An 18,723-nucleotide genomic window follows, 5' to 3' on the forward strand; every position below is an offset into this window, starting at 1 on the left:
ATTTCAACTCGGTCGAGCGACGATGTCCTCAGCACCCAAACGGGCCTTCGCCCGAAGCGCCTCATAAAGCTGCCCCGGCCCAAGCAGGGTGTCCTTCAGCCCCGCCCTTACCTTCTCCGAGTCCAGCGCCTGCTTGCTCATGGTGGTGTGTGCGGCGAGGGCATCCATGATGGCGTTCAGCAACTCGGTGGCGAGGTCAGGGGAGTTCGCGAACTGCTCCTTGGTGTTGTTGCTGGCCTGTTCCACCAGAAGGTCGGACTCCAGCAGCTTCCCCTTCAGCACGTTGTTCACGTAGACGAGTTTGTCGTCCTCCGTTAGCTCGCCCACGAACAGATCGTTGACCCGCTCGATAATCTCCGTGAGCAATGCCCGCTGCTTCTCCTGAACGGCTCCGGCGCCCGTCTCGGTCATGGGTGCCAGTTGCTCGCCCTGTCCGCCACCAAGCGCGAGGGTCCGCCTACCCTGATCGTTGAGGCGGTGGTGGGTGAGCTTCACGCGGCTGAGGTCCACGCCCTCCCGTTCGCGCCCGAAGTCGAGGAGAGGCAGCAGCCGCTTGAAGAAGATGGCCCGCTTCTCCACCGCCGTGGACCCATAATCGAACATTTGGGAGAGGAAGGCGTAGACCCGCAGGTAGGTCGCCATGTCGGTCTTGAAGAGAAGCAGCGCCTCCTGGGCATCCTTGGCGTCCCGCTCGGCCTGGGCATCGCCGCGTGCGCGGGCTGCCTCGCGTTCCATCTGAAGCGACCTGAATGACCGCAACAGCCGGTCTGCGACGGGGAGCAGTGCCGCGTCGAGCTGGCCCTGTGTCGCCCCCGGGTCCATCTCCACATTGACGACGCGGTCAACCTCGTTGTCGTCATAGTGGCCGGAGGCGTCCAGCTTGGCCTTGAGGTTCAGCACGATGTGCGGGTCGGTGACGCCTGCTAGTTCGGCCGTCTCGTAATAGGTCTTGAAGGCCTTCAGGATTTCATCCGGCTCATTGACGAAGTCGAGGATGTAGGTGGTGTCCTTCCCCGGATGGGCACGGTTGAGCCGCGACAGGGTCTGCACCGCCTGAATGCCCGCGAGACGACGGTCTACATACATGCCGCACAGCAAGGGCTGATCGAAGCCGGTCTGGAACTTGTTGGCGACGAGAAGGATCTGATACTCCTCGGTTGCGAACGCCTCCCGGATGTCCCGCCCCTTCAGCCCCGGATTGAGCGAACGGCTCACTTCGGTGAAGGGTTCGTCTCCGCTCTCGGGGTCGTCCACCTCGCCGGAGAAGGCCACCAGAGTGCCGATGCGGTAGCCGTTGCGCTTGATGTACTGGTCTATGGCGAGCTGCCAGCGCACCGCCTCCTTGCGGCTTGCGACCACCACCATGGCCTTCGCCTTGCCCTCCAGCAGCGGCGCGACGTTGGCGCGGAAGTGCTCGACCACGACCTGCACCTTCTGGGCGATGTTGTAGGGGTGGAGGCGCACCCACTGCATGATGCCCTTGACGGCGGTGCTGCGCTCGACCGTCTCCTCGGTCATCTCCTCCCCGTCATGCACGAGGCGGAAGGCGAGCTTGTACGGGGTATAGTTCTTCAGCACATCGAGGATGAAGCCCTCCTCGATGGCCTGCCGCATGGAATAGACGTGGAAGGCCTGTGGCTTGTTGGTGTCGCTGGCGGGCTCATCGGGCTCGGGCCGCCTGCCGAACAGCTCCAGCGTCTTGGCCTTCGGAGTGGCGGTGAAGGCGATGTAGGTGATGCCCTTGTCGTTCGCGCGGGCGGCCATCTGGAGGGCGAGGAGGTCTTCCGTGCCCACCTCTCCGCCATCGGCCACTTCGGCCATCTCCTCGGCGGACAGCACTTGCTTCAGCTTAGAGGCAGCCTCGCCGGTCTGGGACGAGTGGGCTTCATCCGCGATCACGGCGAAGCGCTTGCCCTGCGTGGCGGCCAGCTCCTGCACCGCCTTCAGGGCGAAGGGAAAGGTCTGGATCGTGCAAACGACGATCTTCTTGCCGCCGGACAGGGCTTCCGCGAGCTGGCTGCTCTTGGCCCCGCTCTCGCTCTTGATGGTGGCGACCACACCGGTGGTACGCTCGAAATCGAAGATGGCTTCCTGAAGCTGGCTGTCGAGCACCGTGCGGTCGCTCACCACCAGCACCGTGTCGAACACCTTGGCGTTGGCCGCGTCATGCAGTTCGGCGAGGAAGTGCGCCGTCCAGGCGATGGAATTGGTCTTGCCCGAGCCCGCCGAGTGCTGGATCAGGTATTTGCTTCCCGGCCCCTCGGCGAGCACCGTGCCCACGAGGCGGCGGGTGGCGTCAAGCTGGTGATAGCGGGGGAAGATGAGGGAAGTGACCCGTTTCTTGGCATCGCGCTTGGCGACGATGTAGCGGCCGAGGATTTCCAGCCAGCTCTCGCGCTCCCACACATCTTCCCAGAGATAGGCCGTGGGGGCGCCAGCGGGGTTCACGGGGTTGCCTGCCGCGCCGTTGTTGCCCTTGTCGAAGGGCAGGAAGCGGGTCGCCGCGCCCTCAAGGCGGGTGGTCATGCGGACAAGCGAATTGCTCACCGCGAAGTGGACGAGGGCGCCACGGGGGAACTCCAGCAGCGGCTCCGGGAAGGGCTGCCCCTTGGGCCTGGGGTCGCGGTCGAAGCGATACTGGTCAACAGCATCTTCCACGCGCTGGGTGTAGTCGCTCTTCAGCTCGGCGGTGGCGACGGGGAGGCCGTTGAGGAAGAGCACGAGATCGAGGGCATTCTGGTTGGCGGCCGAATAGCGCACCTGTCGCACCACCCGCAGGCGGTTGGCCTGATAGCGGGCCTGAAGATCGGCATTCATACCAAGCGCGGGGCGGAACTGGGCGAGGCTCACGGGCTGGCGCAGGCCCACCACCTCGATCCCGTGGCGCAGCACATCCAGCGTTCCGCGCGGGTCCATCTGGTGGCGCAGCCGGTCCAGCAGCACGGTGGACGCGGCGGCGCCGTGGCTCTTGGTCAGCGCTTCCCACGCCTTGGGCTGGGTGTCCTGCACCCAAGCCAGCACATCGGCCGGGAACAGCGCCCGCGCCCGGTCAAAGCCCTCCGCAGCGCTCTCGTCATAGAGCCAGCCCCGCGCGGCAAGGGCCTCGCAGATGCCCACCTCGAAGGCGATCTCCCGATGCAGGCTCATGGCCGGGGCTCCCTCGCGCTCATGCCGCAACCTCTTCGGCAGCGACAGCGTCGCGCACATCGATCTTGCCGGTGACGGCAGCGGAGATCAGCGCTGCGCGGCGTTCCTTGAGAAGGGCGATGGCGCGTTCGGCTTCGGAGGTGAGGGTGTCGAGCTTGGCGGTCTGGATAGCAATGTGTTTGGAAATCGCAAACTGCTCATCACGTGGGGGAACCGGCACCAAGAACTCTTTAAGGCTCGACTGGGGCAGGTTGTTTGCTAGTCCCTCTGCTCCGCTTATCGCCTGGACAATCTGATCCCTCATAATTGTCGCCCCCATCAAGGCCACAAACCATTCCGGAGCCTCGTCAGGTGCTAACCGTACACGATAGATCTTGTCTGAAAGCAACAGCCGCGCTCTTACTGCAGAAACGTATGCGGTCGATCCAACGAACTTAGGTGATCCATTGGCGCGGGACATCAGGATATCACCGGGACGCACCTCATATGCGATAACAGGAGCAAGTTCAGGCGGAAGCGCTTTATTTTCTTGCTCCGAGAATAAGCCTCCATTTGTGCATCCAGCCTTGAGGACCCCCCATTCGAGGTCTTCGGCTGGGCGGCTCAAACATTCTGGACTCCACCCCTGCTCGATCGCTGCGACGATCCGGCGGAGTTGCTTCACTTCCCAATGCGCTGGAATCTCGCCCAGCCATGCGATGCCGCTATCCTTCATCGGGGCATTGGGGTCGAGCCCCTTGGTGACGGCGTGCGAGATGACAGCGCGGCGCTTCTCGGCCAGCAGCGCAATCAACCGCTCCTGCTCGGCCACCAGCGCATCGATCTTGGCGGTCTCACGGTCGAGGAAGGCGGCGATGGCGCGTTGCTCAGGAAGCGGGGGCTTGGGCAGTTCCATCTGGCCCATGAAATCCCAACTAGCCCTTGGCATCTTCGCGCCATACGTCGAGCCGTCGACGATTACGATGAATTCACGGGTTAACATAAGGTACTGCAGAAACCTGCCAGCCATATCCGATGCCGGACGAAGAACGTGGAAGTCCCCCACGGCTTCACCGGAGAGTTGGCAGAGGAAAACTTTTGCGAGATACGGGCGAAGCTTCCCGAACAGGATATCCCCTGCCTTGAAGGCAATGCCATCGCCTTCGTACTGCGTTTCAGAGGGACGGAAACGCCCCGTCCAACCTTCGATGTTTTCGAGAGCAACAGGCGCGGTTTGGGCCTCGGCCTTCTCGGTAACGAGTGTTGCTAGGCGTTTCAGACGATAGACCCACCAATGGTCGGGCACGCACCCAAGCCATTCGATCCCGCTGTCCTTGTTGCTGGGGTATGCCTTCCGGCTCATCGGCTTTGCCCCGCAACAGCCTCGATCACACGGCGAGCTTCTTCAATCGTCTTCGGCTTGAAGCACACAAGCGCAGCCCTCCGGAAGCCGGGGATTTGCTCCAGATTGCTGTTCCGACCGGGCTTTTCTCCCTCGGCATAGCCAGGCTTGAGGTTGTGGAGGATGTCCTCCATATCGTTCAGGCGGATGGCTTCGAGCGCGACCCAAAGGTTCTGCTGCGTGCTGCGCCCCGGCTCGTGGCCGATCCCGGTTTCCCGCCCCTTGGCATAGCGCTCGACATAGACGGTGTCCGCTTTGCGAACGCCATCATCAAGCTTTTCCAAGGCGGGGTGCGATTTCAGCATGGAACGGATGCCTTCCCGCAAGGCGTCAATCGTGCTCATGCGTCCAGCCCCTCGATCATCACCTTGATCCGGTCCGTGACCTCCTTCAGCTCGGCGTCGATCACCGCCAGCGGGCGCGGGGGCTCGAAGACGTAGAAGAGACGATTGAAGGGGATTTCATAGCCCACCTTGGTCTTGTCATGGTCAATCCAGGCATCGGGCACGTGGAGCAGCACCTCGCGCCGGAAATAGGCCTCCACATCCTCCTTCAGCGGCACGTTCTCCGTGTCGCGCAGCTTGGTGTCGGCCACGGGCTTGCCCTTCAGCTTGCCCTTGAGCCCCACCACGATGCGGCCATCCTCATCCCGCTCCGGCCGCTCCACCGTGATGGTGCGATAGCCGAAGTCCGCATTGTCGAAGATGCGGGAGATGGGCCTGCCGTCGCGGTCCGCCTCTTCAAAATCCCCGAACAGTCGGGTGATCTCCTCGATATGGGTGTCCGACAGCTCCTTGCGCTTCGAGCCGAGGCTGCGGCGCATTTTCTGCCACATGCCCGAGGCATCGATGAGTTGCACCTTGCCCTTTCGGTAGTCCGGCTTGCGGTTGGTCACCACCCACACGTAAGTGGAGATGCCCGTGTTGTAGAACATGTCCGTGGGCAGGCCGATGATGGCCTCCAACAGATCGTTCTCCAGCACGTAGCGGCGGATTTCGCTCTCTCCCGATCCCGCCCCGCCCGTGAACAGGGGCGAGCCGTTCAGCACGATGGCGAAGCGGCAGCCCCCATCCTTGGCCGGTCGCATCTTGGAGATGAGGTGCAGCAGGAACAGCATGGAGCCGTCGGACACGCGCGGCAGGCCGGGCCCGAAGCGCCCGTTGAAGCCTTCCCGCTCATGCTCCCGCCTCACCTCCTTCTCGACCTTCTTCCACTCCACGCCGTACGGTGGGTTGGAGAGCATGTAGTCGAACTTGGCGGTGGGGTGCCCATCGTCCGCCAGGGTGTTGCCGAAGGTGATGTTGCGGACATCCTGCCCCTTGATGAGCATGTCCGCCTTGCAGATGGCGTAGGATTCCGGATTCAACTCCTGCCCCGCCACCGTGAGTCGGGCGCGGGGATTGTGCTCCGCCAGATACTCCTCGGCGACGGAGAGCATCCCGCCTGTTCCCGCCGTGGGGTCATAGATGGACCGCACTACGCCGGGCACCGAGAGGGCCGCATCATCCTCCACGAAGATGAGGTTGACCATCAGGCGGATGACCTCGCGCGGGGTGAAGTGCTCTCCCGCCGTTTCGTTCGACAGCTCGGCGAACTTGCGGATCAGCTCCTCGAAGACGAGGCCCATCTGGTGGTTGTCCACCCGGTTGGGATGGAGGTCCACGCGGGCAAACTTCTCCGCCACCTGATAGAGCAGCCCCGCCTTGGCCAGCTTCTCCACCTGGGCGGCAAACTCGAAGCGGTCGAACACGTCGCGGACGGAGGGCGAGAAGGCGGACACGTAGCTGTAGAGGTTTTCGCGGATGTGGTCGGGATCGCCGAGGAGCTTCCTCAGGTCCAGGTCCGACGTGTTGTAGAAGCTCTGCTTGGCCTTGCGGAGCAGGAACGGGTCAGGGTTGATCCCCGCCGCAGTCTTGGCCGCAAACTCCGCCACCACCGCCGCCTTGGTGGGCTCCAACACGCAATCGAGACGCCGCAGCACCGTGAAAGGCAGGATGACCTTGCCGTAATCCGCCTGCTTGTAGTCGCCCCGGAGCAGGTCCGCCACGGACCAGATGAAAGCCGACAATGCCTGTTGGTTCAATTTCCCGTCCCCCTGACAACCGGAGAGTGAATCGGCGACGGGGGCCTTGGCAAGAGTGTCCCTGCCGGGCATCGATCAACCCTCGTTGGCAACGGCGTAGTGCAATTGAGCTTGGCGGAGACGACGGGGTTATGGAGATTCGAGTACGCTGTCAGGACTCGAACTCATGCAGCTTGCGCCGCGGCCACCGCACTGGTACACATCGGCTTCCTTGCGGCGGCTGAAAACGCAGTAAAATCAATGGCGGGCGGCCAGATTAGGGCCAATCCTCTCCTGGGCACCATTTACCCTTCCGGGTAAGTCCCAAAAGCTCCGAAAACCCTTACAAACACTCAATCCTCCGGTCCAAGAAGGTCCGGGGGTGTTTGGGGGTATTCGTTGGCAGCCGGCAAATTTGGGGGTATTTTTGGGGGTATCGGAAACGTACCCCCACTGAGGGCGACCCCTAATGCCCCTGACCGACACGGCCATCCGCGCGGCGAAGGCCGGCGACAAGCCCTATAAGCTGGCGGACGGTGGCGGTCTCTATCTCCTGGTGAACCCGACCGGCTCCCGCCTTTGGCGGTTGAAGTACCGGATCGAGGGCAAGGAGAAGCTCCTCGCCATAGGCCCCTATCCCGATGTGACGCTCGCCAAGGCGCGGGAGCGGCGCGACGACGCGAAGAAGGCGATCATAGACGGCGCCGACCCCTCCGCCCTCAAGAAGCAGTCACGGGAGGAGGCGAAGGCGGCGCCCGCCAACACCTTCCGCGCGGTGGCCGAGGAACACCTCGCCAAGCTGGAGCGCGAGGGGCTTGCCGATATCACGTTAGGGAAGCGGCGTTGGCTCCTCGGGTTCGCATACCCCCATTTCGGGGACCGGGATATCGGCAGTGTTAGCTCGGCCGACGTGCTGGTGGCGCTTCGGGAGATTGAGGCCAAGGGCCACCACGAGACGGCGCGGCGGATGCGCTCTGTCATCGGCTCGGTTTTCCGCTACGCTATCGCCACCGCCCGAATCGAGAACGATCCCACCTTCGCCCTGCGCGGCGCCCTGACCACGCCGAAGGTGCAGCACAGATCGGCTGTCACCACCGCGACCGAGCTGGGCAAGCTCCTCAAGGCCATCGACGGATATCGAGGCCAGCCGGCGACGCGCGCCGCGCTGCGGCTTATGCCACTGCTGTTCCCCCGTCCCGGCGAGCTGCGCGCGGCGCGGTGGTCCGAATTCGACCTCGACAAGGCGGTTTGGTCTATCCCGGCCGAACGCATGAAGATGCGCCGGCCCCACCGCATCCCGCTGCCAACGCAGGCGGTGGCCATCCTGCGCGAGCTTCATGCCGTGACGGCGGAGGAGGATTTCGTCTTCCCCTGCATCGGCGCGGCGAAGAAGCCGATCAGCGAGAACACCCTGAACTTCGCCCTGCGTCGTCTCGGCTTCGGCCCGGATATCGCGACCGCCCACGGCTTCCGCGCCACCGCCTCGACGCTCCTGAACGAGAGCGGGCGGTGGAATCCCGACGCCATCGAGCGCCAGCTCGCCCATGCGGAGAACAATGAGGTACGCCGCGCCTATCTGCGGGGCGAGCATTGGGAGGAGCGGGTGCGGATGATGGCGTGGTGGGCGGATCATATGGATGCGCTGCGGGAGGCCGCGGACTGAATCAATCCGACGTCCGCTGATTGCACCGGATTGTGCATGGCTTCCCTGGACGACGTTGGACTTGCTGCGGGTTAGACGGAAACTATGCCAGCGAATCAACTGGCGGTACGGCTATGTCCGATCTGGAGCGTTGGCGCCTCGTAAAGCAGTTCACCATTTATCAGGCCGCTCTTCTTAGCCACGGCTACGATCCAGCGTCGGTGTATGGAATCGAATTTGAGCGGTGGCCCGTTTCGGTGCGCCATGCGACGCTTCCGACAATAAATGCTCTTAAACATGCGATATTCGATCGCGCTATTCCCCTTGCGAGGGAGGTATACTGTGATTCGTTTGGAAACGACGTGGATTTATCGGAAAGTCTAATCCACAGTAAGAGGATTCATCAGTGGTATTTTGAGCATGATATATATGATTTATTCTTCAGAATTAAACCTAAGCCTGCTCATGAGGTCGATGATCCGCGCGGTCTATTCTATGCGCCGAAGCTCGCCGCTGCGAATGCCGCTTGGCGGGCCGTTACGGCCGACCCCAAGCGCCTGCGGGGCAAATCAGTGAAGCAGGCCTTGCAGGAGTGGCTTGAAGAGCACGCCGCCGAATACGGGCTTCTTCACAAGGGGAAGCCGAACGCCACCGGCATCGAGGATATTGCCAAGGTCGCGAACTGGCGGCCCAACGGCGGTGCTCCGGCTACCCCGGAGGATGCGCCAGAACCTCCGGGTGGGTTTAGTCAAACCAGCCCCTTGGATCAGGAAAACCCCTACTCTGGTTCGTTCGGTTCCGACCTTGACGACGAGATACCTTTCTAGGGGGCTTGGGGTATCTCTAGGCCTGATTAATCGGCTGATCGGCTTACGTTTTTTCAAATTCGCCCGGCTATTTTAGCGCCCGCGTCGCGCCCATCCTTCCGTCCATGTCCACTCGGACCCGGATGGAGCCAATGAGCAGCAACGATACGACGACCCGCCCCTCTCTCCTGCGCCTGGAGGCCGTGAAGGCCCGCACCTGTCTCAGCCGCAGCACCATCTACGCCTATATGCGGGAGGGGCGCTTTCCCCAGCCGGTGGCCCTCACCGAGCGTTGCGTCGCCTGGATCGAGGCGGAGATCGACGGCTGGATTGCCGACCGCATCGCGACGGGGCGGCGTGGGTGAAGGGGATGCGCGCCCGCAAGCCGCGCCGGTGCTCGCCGCAGAGGGTGAAACAGGGCACCACCTATGAAGTGGCCGAAGTTGCCAAGCTCCTCGGCATCCACCGCAACACGGTGCGGCGGTGGCTCAAGGAGGGGCTGGGGGCGATCGATGACCGGCGCCCCCTTCTGATCCACGGTTCGGCCCTAAAGGCCTTCCTTGCGAAGCGGCGGGAGACCCGACGCCACACATGCCGCCCCGGCGAGTTCTATTGCTTCCGTTGTCGGGTGCCACGCGCGCCGTGGGGCGGGACGGCGGACCTGTCATTCCGCAATGAGAAGGTCGCGCGTCTTGCGGCCCTCTGCGCCTGCTGTGGAACCCCCATGCACCGGACAGTGCGGCGGGCCGACCTGCCGACCCTCGGCGTCCTGATCGATCTGCACACGCTGGCGCCGGAACGAATGAATGGTTGTTCCGACCCCAATGCAAACCGTGCTTTCGAGAAGGTGTGACGCGATGACGAGACTGAACCCGTCCAATGAGCGCCTGAAAAGGGACTATATCCGCTATCTGAAGGAAGCCAAGGGCAAGAGCGAGGCGACGCTCGATGCCGTCCGCAAGGCCCTCGCCCGCTATGAGGCATACACGGCCGCAAAGGACTTCAAGACCTTCCGGCGCGAACAGGCCATCGGCTTCAAGACCCGGTTGGCCGAGACCGAGGGCGTGCGCACCGGCGAGGGCCTGAGCGCATCCACACAGGCCAGCACGCTCACCGCGCTGAAGGACTTTTTCACCTGGCTGTCGTGGCAACCCGGCTTCAAGTCCAAGGTCCACATGGCGGATATCGACTATCTGTCGCCCTCGAACAAGGATGCCGCGCGGGCCAAGGCGGCGAAGCTGCGGGCCTTCCCCAGCCTCGAACAGGTGCGCGCCACTGTTGCCGCCATGCCGGGGGTGACAGTCATTGACCGGCGCAACCGCGCCCTGGTCGCCTTCACCCTCCTGACCGGCATACGCGACCGCGCGCTGGTGTCTCTGTCACTCGGCCATGTGGACACGTCCGGCAAGACCCCTGTAGTGGCGCAGGACCCCAACAGCGTCGAGACCAAGTTCGCAAAGGCCATCGTCACCTACTTCTTTCCAGTGGGCGACGACCTCGCCGATATCGCGCTCGCCTGGATCGAGGAGTTGCGCAAGGTCCACCTGTTCGGCCCGGCCGATCCGCTCTTCCCCCGCACGCACATGGGCCTTGGCGACGACGGTGGCTTCGTTCCGGTGGGCATCGAGCGGGATCACTGGAGCAATGCCTCTCCGGTGCGGGAGATCTTCCGCAAGGCCTTCGAGCGCGCGGGCCTGCCCTATTTCCCGCCCCACGCCTTCCGTCACACCCTCGGCCATCTGGCGCAGACCATGTGCCGGACCCCGGAGGAGCTGAAGGCCTGGAGCCAGAACCTCGGCCACGAAAACATCGCCACCACGCTCACCTCCTACGGGCGAATCGCCCCCCACCGGCAGGGGGAGGTGATGGGGCGCATGGGGCGGGAGGCCGATGGCGAGGCCGGCGACGTGCTGGCGCAGATCGGTGCGCTCTTGGCGCGGCAGAGGGGAACGGCATTGGCTTGAGGTGGCAGCGAGTGCGGAAAGGGCCACCACGTGCAGAAGGGCAATCCACTCCTCCGGGGCTCTCGACATAAATATAAATAAATCAATTGCTTATGGAAAATTGCCGGCGCAGGACACGCTTGCCGGCCATCCGCAACCGCGATATCTCTTCGGAGCCGCTGGAGTGTAGGATTTGTGATCGTATGAACGCCGTCGAGATTGAACAGGCTATATCCGCGCTGGCCGAGCAGCCTTTCGACCCGCAAGAGTTTCCCTTTCTCTTCCTTCAGGCCTTCGGCAACAAGGAGACGACGATACGCCGACTGCGCAAGGGCGAATCGAACAAGTCCGACTTTGCCGGCCCTTGGGGCGGTGTACTCCAGACGAACAATATCCACATCGCGGTTGCCGCCCCCGGCGAGGTCACGCGCACCCTGGCCGCCCTGAAGGCGAGCCCTGCCACGACCAAGGCCAAGGCGAAGTTTGTCCTGGCGACCGATGGTGAGACGTTCGAGGCCGAGGACCTCACATCGGACGAAGCGCCGGTGGCCTGCGCCTACAAGGATTTCCCGGACCATTTCGGCTTCTTCCTGCCGCTTGCCGGCATCACCACCGTCAAGCAGGTCCGCGAAAGCTCCTTCGATATCCGCGCCACAAGCCGGCTCAACCGGCTCTATATCGAGCTGTTAAAGGACAACCCCGATTGGGGCGCGGCCGATCGGCGCCACGACCTCAACCATTTCCTCGCGCGGCTGATCTTCTGCTTCTTCGCCGAGGACACGGACATCTTTTTCGGCGAGCGGCTCTTCACCGCCACCGTTGAGCAGATGAGCGCGCGGGATTCGTCCAACACCCATGAGGTGATCGGCACACTCTTCCGCGCCATGAACACCAAGATCGACGACCGCCCCGCCGCGAAGCTGCCGCGCTGGGCGGATGCCTTTCCTTATGTGAATGGCGGGCTCTTTTCCGGCAGCACAGAGGCGCCGCGCTTCAGCAAGATCGCGCGCTCCTATTTGCTGCACATCGGCAATCTGGATTGGAAGAAGATCAACCCGGACATCTTCGGCTCCATGATCCAAGCGGTGGCGGAGGATGAGGAGCGCGGCGCGCTGGGCATGCACTATACCAGCGTGCCGAACATCCTGAAGGTGCTGAACCCGCTGTTCCTCGACGATCTGCGCGCGAAGCTGGAGGAGGCGGGGGACAATCCCCGCAGCCTGCTGAACCTGCGCAAGCGCATGGCGCGCATCCGGGTGTTCGATCCCGCCTGCGGCTCCGGCAATTTCCTGGTCATTGCCTATAAGGAGATGCGGGAGATCGAGGCTGAGATCAACAAGCGGCGCGGCGAGCCGGAACGGCGCAGCGATATCCCGCTCACCAATTTCCGGGGCATCGAGATCCGCGATTTTCCCGCCGAGATCGCGCGCCTCGCCCTCATCATCGCCGAGTACCAGTGCGACGTGCTCTATCGCGGCCAGAAAGAGGCTCTGCGAAATTTTCTGCCCCTCGATGCCGAGAACTGGATCACCTGCGATAATGCCTTGCGCGTTGATTGGCTCAGCATTTGCCCCCCCACGGGAATTGGGGTGAAGCATATGGCGGATGATTTGTTTCACACGCCGCTCGACCAAGCGCAGATCGACTTCGAGAACGAGGGTGGAGAGACCTATATTTGTGGAAACCCGCCCTATCTTGGATTTACATGGCAATCTCGGGAACAAAAAGCGGAACTCCAGGCCCTGTTCGAAGGGCGCGTGAGGAACTGGAAGTCGCTCGACTACGTAGCTGGGTGGTTTTTAAAGGCTGCCGATTACGGAACCAAAACAAAAAGTATTGCAGCTTTTGTCGCAACGAACTCGATCTGCCAAGGCGAACAAGTACCAATATTGTGGCCAATTATATTTAATATGGGACATGATATAATTTTTGCGCATACAAGCCTTAAGTGGGTGAACTTGGCGAGTCACAATGCGGGAGTTACGGTTGTGATCGTCGGCATATCAAATAGGAATGTAAAGGGTCGCCGATTATTTTCAATTGCCGAAGATGGTTCAACGATCGAAAAATATGTGGACCACATTAATGCTTATTTGATAGCTGGAATAGACATAATCGTGAAGCCGATAACGAGGGCAACTGATGAAAGAGGGGTTATGGAATGGGGGAACAAGCCCACCGATGGAGGTAATTTTTTCTTAACTGCTGGTGAGCGAGGTGAATTGTTGGGGCAGTTTCCGGAAGCTCAACGTTTCATAAGGCGCTTCTTGGGAGCGCAGGAATTTATTCGCGGGCAGGAGAGGTATTGCCTTTGGATTTCCGACGCCGACCGAGCTGATGCGGAAAAAATCCCCGAAGTTCGACGCCGAATTGATGCGGTCGCAAAGATGCGGTCTGAGAGCAGAGCTGTCGAGACGCGCCCGGCCGCTTCTTTTCCGCATCGGTTCAGGCAGATCCAATCTGTTGCAAACAAATATTCTATGATTATTGCAAGAGTTAGCTCTGAGGCAAGGGAGTATTTACCGGTCGGATTGGAGGATGAAAAAACAATCATTGGGGATCGTAATTTTGCTATGTACGATAAACCGTTATGGAACATGGCAGTTATTGTATCGAAATTGCATTTGGTTTGGATAGGGGCCGTTTGCGTTCGGTTGGAGATGCGATTTTCCTATTCCAATACGCTGGGCTGGAACACCTTTCCGATCCCAACACTCACTGAGAAAAACAAGTCCGACCTGACCCGCTGCGCCGAGGAGATCCTGTTAGCGCGCGAGGCCCATTTCCCCGCCACCATCGCCGAGCTTTACGACCCGGAAAAAATGCCCGCCGACCTGCGCGCGGCGCACGAGCGCAATGACGATGTGCTGGAGCGCATCTACATCGGCCGCCGCTTCCGCAACGATACCGAGCGGCTGGAAAAGCTGTTCGAGCTTTATACGAAGATGACCGCCAAGGGCGGAGGCAAGCATTCATGAGCGCGATGTCCAACGAGCCCACCCACGATGAGCTTGAGAAGCTCTTCGTCAACAATGAGAAAATGGACAGGATTGCGGCATACCTCAACCGCTTCAATCCCATCCGGATTATGGGAATGGATCGAATGGAAATCCGCCATTCGGCCATTCTCGCATGGCTTCTGGACCCCAAGGAAACCCATGGGCTGGGAGACGCCTTCCTTAAAGCCCTCCTCGCTGAGGCGCTTCGGGGCCGCAGCGGAGTGGGCGGACCCACCGCCATTGATATCTCGCAAAGCGATCTCCGGGATGTGGAGGTGCGGCGCGAATGGAGGAATATGGATATATTCCTCTACTGCCCGCGCAGGAAGTGGGCCTTCGTTGTTGAAAATAAGTTCTATGCCACGCAAGGAGAAGGTCAGCTTTCGAAGTACATAGAAGTTGTGAAGTCTGTGTTTAAGGAAGACATTGAAGAGTTGAAGGTTGTTGGTATATTCCTGACTTTATTTGATGAGGAGCCTAAGGATAAATCCTATGCGCCTCTTCGGTATGCGGCGATTTGCGAACTTCTTCCTCGGTTGCTTGCAAATGAGGGGGTCTCAGTTAGTCGCGAGGTGGATATTTTCCTCCGACACTACATTGAAATTATTCGGGATGAGGCCGGCATGAACGACGAGCGCAGCGAGATGGAAAAGCTCGCCCAGCAACTCTATCGCAGTCACAAGAAGGTGCTGGACTTTGTGATGGAGCACGGAGCGGCCACGGATTTCAAGATCGCGGCCGAAACGCTCTTTGGAACAAATACCGCGCGCGGGGCTAAGGTGGAGGTCGATGGGCGCGCTTACGCCTTCGGATGGTCCAATGGCCGCAATTGTGCCTTCCTTCCCTGGAGTTGGTATACCGCGTTTGGCGGTCAACAGCAGACTTGGCCGGGATGCGAAGGCTATTGGATGGGCTATCCTTTGATCTGCTGGATGGAACTGATCGACGGCAATGATGGGTCCAAAGGTTATTTGCGGCTTTTCGCTGAGGTCGGCCCGCTCTCCCCATATTTTGCGCGTAAGGAGTTGATTGAAAAAATTCAGGAACAGGCAAGTGACAAAAAACTTAATCTCATAAAGTTCCAAGGTGGAGCTTCAGATGAAGTACGTAAGTATTCGAGATTTCTGAGGGATAACAGCGTTGACATACATGATATTTATGATTCTGAAAGAATTGCAAAAGGGATGAGCGGTTTGCTTAGCCGTTTCGCGGCGAGCTTCGACGCGATTGAAAATGTTCTGGCATCACTTCGGCCGGATGGGAGTTATTAAGGTGACTGAGAAGATCATTATCCCTTCCGTCTCGGTCTCCTATGCCCGCAACGGCACATCCACCAAGGCCAATGCCTTGGGAATGCGGCCCATGCAGGAGCGTGCCTATGAGCGGAGGGGTGAGCAATATCTTCTCATCAAGTCGCCGCCGGCCTCCGGTAAGAGCCGCGCGCTCATGTTCATCGCCCTCGACAAGCTCGCCAATCAAGGGCTGAAGCAGGCGGTCATCGTGGTGCCGGAGAAGTCCATCGGCTCCAGCTTCCACGACGAGGAGCTGACTCGGTACGGCTTCTGGATGGACTGGCAGGTCGCCCCCAAGTGGAATTTGTGCAACGCGCCAGGCTCTGACAACGGAGGCAAGGTCAATGCCCTCGCCTCCTTCCTTGAAAGCGACGACACCGTCTTAGTTTGCACCCACGCCACCTTTCGCTTCGCCGTGGACAAATTGGGGGTGGATGCCTTCGACGACCGGCTGATCGCCATCGACGAGTTTCACCACGTCTCGGCCAATCCAGACAATAAGCTCGGGACCCACCTGGGTGCCCTTATTGCCCGAGACCGCGTGCACATGGTGGCGATGACCGGCTCCTATTTCCGGGGCGATGCCGAGGCGGTGCTCTCCCCCCTGGACGAGGCGAAGTTCGATACCGTCACCTACACCTATTATGAGCAGCTCAACGGCTATGCCCACCTGAAGCAGCTCGACATCGGCTATTATTTCTATGCCGGCGCCTATTCCGACGACATCCTGAAAGTGCTCAACCCGGCCGAGAAGACCATCATCCACATCCCCAGCGTCAATTCGCGAGAGAGCACGAAGGACAAGATAAGGGAGGTGGAGCACATCATCGAGGAACTGGGCGAATGGCAGGGCACCGACCCCGCCACCGGCTTCCAACTGGTGAAGACCCGGGCTGGCCGAGTGCTCCGCATCGCCGATCTGGTGGATGACGACGCCGCCAAGCGCGAGCGGGTTTCCGCTGCGCTGAAGGATGCGAGCCAGAAGAACAATCGCGATCATGTGGACATCATCATCGCCCTCGGCATGGCTAAGGAGGGCTTCGACTGGATCTGGTGCGAGCATGCGCTGACGGTGGGCTATCGCTCCAGCCTCACCGAGATCGTGCAGATCATCGGCCGCGCCACCCGCGACGCGCCGGGCAAGGTGCGCGCCCGCTTCACCAATCTGATCGCTGAGCCGGATGCCTCCGAAGAAGCCGTGACCGAGGCTGTTAACGATACGCTGAAGGCCATCGCCGCCAGCCTTCTCATGGAGCAAGTGCTCGCGCCCCGTTTCGAGTTCAAGCCGAAGAACCCGGCCAATGAAGCAACGCCCGGCTTCGATTACGGCACGGGCGGCTATGATCCGGGAAAGTGCAATGTCGGTTTCAACGAAGAGAGCGGAAAGTTCGAGATCGAGATCAAGGGCCTTGTCACGCCGAAGAGTGAAGAGGCACAGCGCATCTGCCAAGAGGACCTGAACGAGGTCATAGCCGCCTTCGTGCAAGACAAACATGCCATCGAGCGTGGCTTGTTCGATGGCGAGCATGCCGGCGGCGAGACTTTGGCTGTGGAGCTGACGCAGGTCCGCATGGGCAAAATCATCAGGGACCGTTTCCCCGAACTGGATGCGGACGATCAGGAGGCCGTGCGCCAACATGCCATCGCCGCCCTGAATCTTACCCAACAGGCCAAGGAGGTGGCCACCGGAGGCGGAGCCGGAGGGGAGAGTGCTAACACCGCGTTCGTGGACGGCGTTCGGAAGTTCGTGAATGTCCGCGATCTGGATATCGACCTGATCGACCGGATAAACCCCTTCAGTGAGGCCTATGCGATCCTCGCAAAGACCATGAGCGAGGCAAGCCTGAAGCAGGTCGCGGCTGTGATCGCCGGCCGACGCGTGACCCTCACCGTCGAGGAGGCGCGCGATCTGGCCAAGCGCGCCTTGAAGTTCAAACAGGAGCGGGGCCGGCTACCCTCGCTCACGTCGCCCGACGCCTGGGAGCAGCGCATGGCGCAGGGTGTCGAGTTCCTCAGGCAGATGAAGGCGGAGGCGGCGAATGGCTAAGTTCACGGAGGAGGACGACGCCCTTCTCGAAGAACTTGGCGTCGAGGTCGAAACCAAAAAGGTCGGGAGCCGGACACCACGCGAGGAGCGCATCATCGCCGGCTTCGAAGAGATCCAGCGGTTCGTCGAGCAGCACGGCCGCGGCCCGCAGCATGGCGAGGACCGCGACATCTTCGAGCGCCTCTATGCCGTGCGCCTCGATCGCCTCCGCGAACAGGAGGATTGCCGCACCCTCCTTGCCCCCCTCGATCATCAGGGGCTCTTGGGCGGGGCGGAGCACGACGCAGGTGCCGCCGACGAACTCGATGATGACGCGCTTCTGGCGCAGCTCGGCGTGGGCGATGATCTGGGCGGCATCAGGGAGCTTCGGCATGTCCGATCGGTTGCCGAAAAGCGCGCCGCCGAGGAGATCGCCAATCGCCAGAGATGCGAGGACTTCGAGCGATTTAAGCCGCTTTTCGATCAGGTGCAGAGCGACCTTCAGAATGGGCTTCGCTCGACTCGGCCGTTTGTCAAAGACGCGGGCTTCCTGAAAGCGGAAATCAAGGCGGGCCAGTTTTTTATCCTCGGTGGACAGACCGCCTATGTGGCCGAGGTGGGGGAGCCTTTCAGGGCGCCCAATGGGGAGACTGATGCGCGGCTAAGAGTGATCTATGGGAATGGGACGGAAAGCAACCTGCTCCTGAGGTCGCTCCAGCGGGGGCTTTACAAGGACGAAGCGGGCCGGCGCATCACGGAACCGACCGCAGGGCCGCTGTTCGCCAATCAGAATGAGGATGGGGATGAGGCCAGCGGCATTGTGTATGTGCTGCGGAGCAGATCCGATCATCCGATCGTCATGACCCATCGTGGTGTGCTGCATAAGATCGGCGTTACCGGCGGCGATGTGGAGCGGCGAATCGCCAACGCGCGGCTCGATCCCACCTTCCTCATGGCTGACGTCGAGATCGTCGCCACCTATGAACTGTTCAACATCAACCGGACTCGGCTTGAGAACCTAATCCACCGCATCTTCGGCGCCGCCCGCCTCGACATCGAAATTAAGGACAGGTTCGGCCAGCCGGTGGTGCCCCGCGAGTGGTTCCTCGTACCGCTGTTCATCGTCGATGAAGCGATCGAGAGAATCAGGGATGGGACGATCACCGGCTACACTTACGATCCTAAGTCGGCCTCGCTCGCGAGAGTCGCCCCCCCTGGGTTGGGTGTATAACTCTCACATGCGAGGATGAGGTGCGGCCGTGTGAGGCCCTATGCACGGAATTTCCTGCCCTCGTTTGATTTGCCGCGAGGGGGTAGCGGCTAAGAATGGGGGTACATTTGGGGGTATGTTATTTTTTTGATCAGTTTTTTTGTATTTAAAACAATATGTTACTGAATTTATTCGTTGCCTCTCCTGGGCACCAT

13 protein-coding genes are annotated in these 18,723 nt (G+C 60.9%); 9 read left to right on the forward strand and 4 right to left on the reverse strand.

Annotated elements, in window-relative coordinates; all coding sequences use genetic code 11:
- Window positions 1-3 precede the first annotated feature (3 nt).
- From J2126_RS14150 to J2126_RS14165, 4 genes are read right to left on the reverse strand one after another with little or no spacing between them, the layout of a single operon-like run.
- Window positions 4-3,147, reverse strand: coding sequence for a type I restriction endonuclease subunit R (locus tag J2126_RS14150; RefSeq protein WP_209487563.1), 3,144 nt, complete (start codon window positions 3,145-3,147; stop codon window positions 4-6).
- A 19-nt stretch (window positions 3,148-3,166) separates the two neighbouring features.
- Entirely contained in the window at window positions 3,167-4,489 is a 1,323-nt protein-coding gene (locus J2126_RS14155) for a restriction endonuclease subunit S (RefSeq protein WP_209487564.1), read from the reverse strand.
- Window positions 4,486-4,872 carry a hypothetical protein gene (locus tag J2126_RS14160; protein WP_209487565.1) on the reverse strand — a complete coding sequence of 129 codons (387 nt, stop codon included), beginning with the start codon at window positions 4,870-4,872 and terminating at the stop codon, window positions 4,486-4,488. The genes J2126_RS14155 and J2126_RS14160 overlap by 4 nt, the downstream gene beginning before the upstream one ends.
- Complete coding sequence (locus J2126_RS14165) at window positions 4,869-6,611, reverse strand: type I restriction-modification system subunit M (RefSeq protein ID WP_209487566.1); 1,743 nt, start codon at window positions 6,609-6,611, stop codon at window positions 4,869-4,871. The genes J2126_RS14160 and J2126_RS14165 overlap by 4 nt, the downstream gene beginning before the upstream one ends.
- A 448-nt stretch (window positions 6,612-7,059) precedes the next feature.
- Here J2126_RS14165 and J2126_RS14170 point away from each other — a divergent pair, with 448 nt between their 5' ends.
- From J2126_RS14170 to J2126_RS14210, 9 genes are all read left to right on the forward strand, one after another.
- Window positions 7,060-8,253: a tyrosine-type recombinase/integrase gene (locus J2126_RS14170; protein WP_209487567.1), complete on the forward strand. Its 1,194-nt coding sequence runs from the start codon at window positions 7,060-7,062 to the stop codon at window positions 8,251-8,253.
- A 113-nt stretch (window positions 8,254-8,366) separates the two neighbouring features.
- On the forward strand, window positions 8,367-9,059 hold the full coding sequence (locus J2126_RS14175) for a hypothetical protein (RefSeq protein ID WP_209487568.1): 693 nt from the start codon (window positions 8,367-8,369) through the stop codon (window positions 9,057-9,059).
- 131 nt (window positions 9,060-9,190) lie between these two features.
- Window positions 9,191-9,403, forward strand: a complete 213-nt coding sequence (locus tag J2126_RS14180; RefSeq protein ID WP_245327332.1) for a helix-turn-helix transcriptional regulator — start codon at window positions 9,191-9,193, stop codon at window positions 9,401-9,403.
- A gap of 5 nt (window positions 9,404-9,408) precedes the next feature.
- Complete coding sequence (locus J2126_RS14185; protein ID WP_209487569.1) at window positions 9,409-9,891, forward strand: helix-turn-helix domain-containing protein; 483 nt, start codon at window positions 9,409-9,411, stop codon at window positions 9,889-9,891.
- 4 nt (window positions 9,892-9,895) lie between these two features.
- Window positions 9,896-11,002, forward strand: a complete 1,107-nt coding sequence (locus J2126_RS14190) for a tyrosine-type recombinase/integrase (RefSeq protein ID WP_209487570.1) — start codon at window positions 9,896-9,898, stop codon at window positions 11,000-11,002.
- 182 nt (window positions 11,003-11,184) lie between these two features.
- Window positions 11,185-13,959: a class I SAM-dependent DNA methyltransferase gene (locus J2126_RS14195; RefSeq protein WP_209487571.1), complete on the forward strand. Its 2,775-nt coding sequence runs from the start codon at window positions 11,185-11,187 to the stop codon at window positions 13,957-13,959.
- On the forward strand, window positions 13,956-15,251 hold the full coding sequence (locus J2126_RS14200; RefSeq protein WP_209487572.1) for a PD-(D/E)XK nuclease family protein: 1,296 nt from the start codon (window positions 13,956-13,958) through the stop codon (window positions 15,249-15,251). The genes J2126_RS14195 and J2126_RS14200 overlap by 4 nt, the downstream gene beginning before the upstream one ends.
- Window position 15,252: 1 nt before the next feature.
- A complete protein-coding gene (locus J2126_RS14205; protein ID WP_209487573.1) occupies window positions 15,253-17,319 on the forward strand; it encodes a DEAD/DEAH box helicase in 2,067 nt (688 codons plus the stop codon).
- Window positions 17,312-18,529: a GIY-YIG nuclease family protein gene (locus tag J2126_RS14210; protein ID WP_209487574.1), complete on the forward strand. Its 1,218-nt coding sequence runs from the start codon at window positions 17,312-17,314 to the stop codon at window positions 18,527-18,529. Before J2126_RS14205 ends, J2126_RS14210 begins: the two co-directional genes overlap by 8 nt.
- Window positions 18,530-18,723: the final 194 nt, after the last annotated feature.

It is taken from the genome of Xanthobacter flavus (assembly GCF_017875275.1).
Taxonomy (GTDB): Bacteria; Pseudomonadota; Alphaproteobacteria; order Rhizobiales; family Xanthobacteraceae; genus Xanthobacter; species Xanthobacter flavus_A.